Source organism: Xanthomonas sp. SHU 166, assembly GCF_000364685.1.
In the GTDB taxonomy this organism is placed as follows: domain Bacteria; phylum Pseudomonadota; class Gammaproteobacteria; order Xanthomonadales; family Xanthomonadaceae; genus Xanthomonas_A; species Xanthomonas_A sontii.
This window is the reverse complement of the sequence record NZ_AQOJ01000379.1, coordinates 1-2,772: the sequence shown is the minus strand read 5'-3', so window position 1 is coordinate 2,772 and position 2,772 is coordinate 1. Positions and strand designations below refer to the sequence as shown.

Below are 2,772 nucleotides of genomic sequence, written 5' to 3'. Positions count from 1 at the left end.
GTGGCGCCCCGCCCCTGCGCGGCGTGGGTCGGCGCCGCGGCCGATGCCGGCGTCTGCGCGGCCTCCAGCGCGGCGTATTCGCGGGCGATGCGCTCCGGTGCCAGCGTCTGCAGCAGTTCCACCTGCGCCGCACGCGCGGCGGCGGCGCGATGATCGGCGAGATTGACGATGCGGCCCTGGCGCGGGCCGTCGATCGCCGCATGCGGTGCATCGACGAAGCTGCTCAGGCCTTCCGACAGCCAGTGGTAGCGGCGTGCCTGCTTGCGCGCGCCGTGCATGCCCTGCTGTACCACCACCCAGCGCCCGTCGTCGCTGACGATGAAGCCGTGCAGGTACAGGTCGAAGCCGTCCTGCACCGCGGCGCTGTCGACCTTGGCCACCAGGCGGCTGACCCGCGCCAGGTCCGTGCCGTCCAGGCCGGTGCGATCGCCCACCGCCTGCAGCTCGTCCGGCGTGGCCCGCGAATGCCGCCCGCGGCCGCCGCACACGTGGATGCCCAGTTCGCCGGACAGCGGCGCCAGGCCGCGCTTGAGCGCGCCCAGCACGCTGGTGGTGATGCCGGAGGAATGCCAGTCCATGCCCATCACCGCCCCCAGCGACTGGAACCAGAACGGATGCGCCAGGCGCCGCAGCAATTCGTCGCGGCCATAGCTGTGCACGATGGCCTGGCACATCACCGCGCCGAGCCGGGTCATGCGCGCGCCCAGCCAGTGCGGCACGCGACCGCCGTGCAGGGGCAGATCGGCGCTGCCGGAACGTCGGCTCATGGGGGCTCCGAGGAACGGGGTGCACCAGGGTAGCCAGTGCGGGTCTCAGCGCGCGAGTCTGGAGGCGAGCGCAGGCTGAGTGATTCAGTGCGGCCGCACGCGCGAAAGCACCCAGGGCGCTGCATGGATCGGCCCTGCTCGTTGCGTGTCCCGCTGGGCATGCCTTTCGACGACGCCGGCGGGCAACTGGATCCCACAGGAAGTCAGCGCCGCTCTCACGGCGGCAAGCACCTCCGCGCAAGCGCGCCTGCCATCGAGGCTTCAGCCCTGAGAGGAGGCGTTACGGCTGGCGTCCCGATCCAGGCGAACGCATCGCGCGGCATCCAGCCGATACGAGAGACGCGGCAGCGGATCGACGACGTTGCTGCGACGACGTAGGCTGCGCGACGCTGCATCCCCTTCCTTGCGCTGCCTTGCAGCTCACCTGGCCGCGCCAGTGCCGTGACGTCCTGTCGTGCTTAGACACCGATGCGATCGATGTCTACCAGGTGGATCGCCCTGCGATTACGCCGTTCGCCTTGGACCACCGGCGCTTCGGCGGCGAGTTCAGCTACGACCGGATGAGCTGGATCAAGCCGAATTTCCTGTGGATGATGTCCCGCGCCGGTTGGGCGCGGAAGCAATGACAGGAGCGGATCCTGGCGATCCTGCTGCCACGCGCCTGCTTCGACCCCCTACTGCGTGCCACGGCCCCGTCGAACTTCGATCCGGCGCGCTTCGCCAGTCAGGCCGCATGGAAAGACGCGGTCCAGCGGTCCGATGTGCGCCTGCATTGGGACCCCGACAGCGTCGCGGCAGGTGCCGCACGAGCTGGTCCACGTGCCGCAAGCCAGCGCGGCGCAGAACATCGGGCTGGACAACCAGCCCTGTCGTCGGCCGCAGCGCCGCACGCGCCAGGTGCCCGTTGCAAGCGCTGCCGGCACGGCATCATGCACACGGCGCACGACACGCGCCGGGCATAATGCGCCTCACATCGACTATCGCCACACGCCCGATGTCCTACGCCACCCTCCGCACGCTGCTCGCCTCCTGGGGCGAACTGCGTCCGCAACCTGCATCCGACTGGCAGGGCACGCTGCCGCTGCCACAGGTGCTCGCCGACTTCTATGCGCAGGTGGGGCCATGGGGCGACATCCACGACGCCACGGCCGGCCCGACCGGCCCGACCGGCCTGTCGCTGCAACTCGGCGGCAACCCGCTCGACATTCCGCCGTTGTGCAAGCTGTGGGCGCTGCAGGCCGGCTACCGCTGGAACGCGATCGACGGCAAGCCCATTGCCGCCTGGCGCGACCACTGGCTGGTGATCGCGGACCAGGGCGCGGACCCTGTCATCCTCGACACCGCCAACGGCGGCGTGCTGTTCGCGTTCCACGGGGCCGGCGCATGGCGCCCCCGACCGCTGGCCGCCAGCCTGGAGATCGCATTCGGTGGTCTGGCGACCATGGCCAACACCATGGCCGAACTCGGCGATGCCGCATTCGACGACAGCGCCGCGCTGTGCGCCACTGCCCGCAACGCGGTCGCCGCGTCGCTGGCCGCCTATCTGGGCAGCGACGTCGAGGCCGCGCGCTTTCTGGAAACGCTGGGTTGGTAGCGGGCTGAGCAAGCAAGGCGCGGCTGCGCCAAGCGCGACGTCTACGCCCACGTTGGCGACGGCATCGCCCCTGCCGGTCGCCCCATCGCGATCACGCGGCTGCACGGTGATGTTCCAGGGAGCGCGCCTGCCGACCCACGGTTATCGTGCACCGCATCACAACTTCTCGCTCCCGATGAGGTAGCGTGACCATCGGGGTCCAAACAGGGGATTTGCCGATGACGTTTCGTACCACGCGGCGCGGGCTGTTGCTCGGCGCCGGTTCGTTCGCGTTGCTGTCGCACGTGCCGATGGGCCTGGCCCTGCCGCGCACGCCAGCGAAGACGCCGGCCTTCATCGATGCGCTGATCGCGCGGATGACGCCGGAAGAGAAGGCCGGGCAGCTCACCCTGTTCGGTTCGGCGCAGCAGA

Annotated in this window: 3 protein-coding genes and 1 pseudogene; 3 read left to right on the top strand and 1 reads right to left on the bottom strand. The window is 70.2% G+C overall.

Annotated elements, in window-relative coordinates; all coding sequences use genetic code 11:
* On the bottom strand, nucleotides 1-767 hold a 767-nt coding region (locus tag D180_RS10565), incomplete at its 3' end, for a DUF763 domain-containing protein (protein ID WP_017912769.1).
* A gap of 488 nt (nucleotides 768-1,255) precedes the next feature.
* Here D180_RS10565 and D180_RS23465 point away from each other — a divergent pair.
* The 3 genes and pseudogenes from D180_RS23465 to D180_RS10550 all read left to right on the top strand — a co-directional run.
* A pseudogene (locus D180_RS23465) lies at nucleotides 1,256-1,729 on the top strand (DUF4291 family protein).
* Between the two features lie 32 nt (nucleotides 1,730-1,761).
* Nucleotides 1,762-2,361: a hypothetical protein gene (locus D180_RS10555; RefSeq protein WP_017912767.1), complete on the top strand. Its 600-nt coding sequence runs from the start codon at nucleotides 1,762-1,764 to the stop codon at nucleotides 2,359-2,361.
* A gap of 218 nt (nucleotides 2,362-2,579) precedes the next feature.
* The coding region (locus D180_RS10550) for a hypothetical protein (RefSeq protein ID WP_043090799.1) at nucleotides 2,580-2,772 on the top strand (193 nt) is incomplete at its 3' end.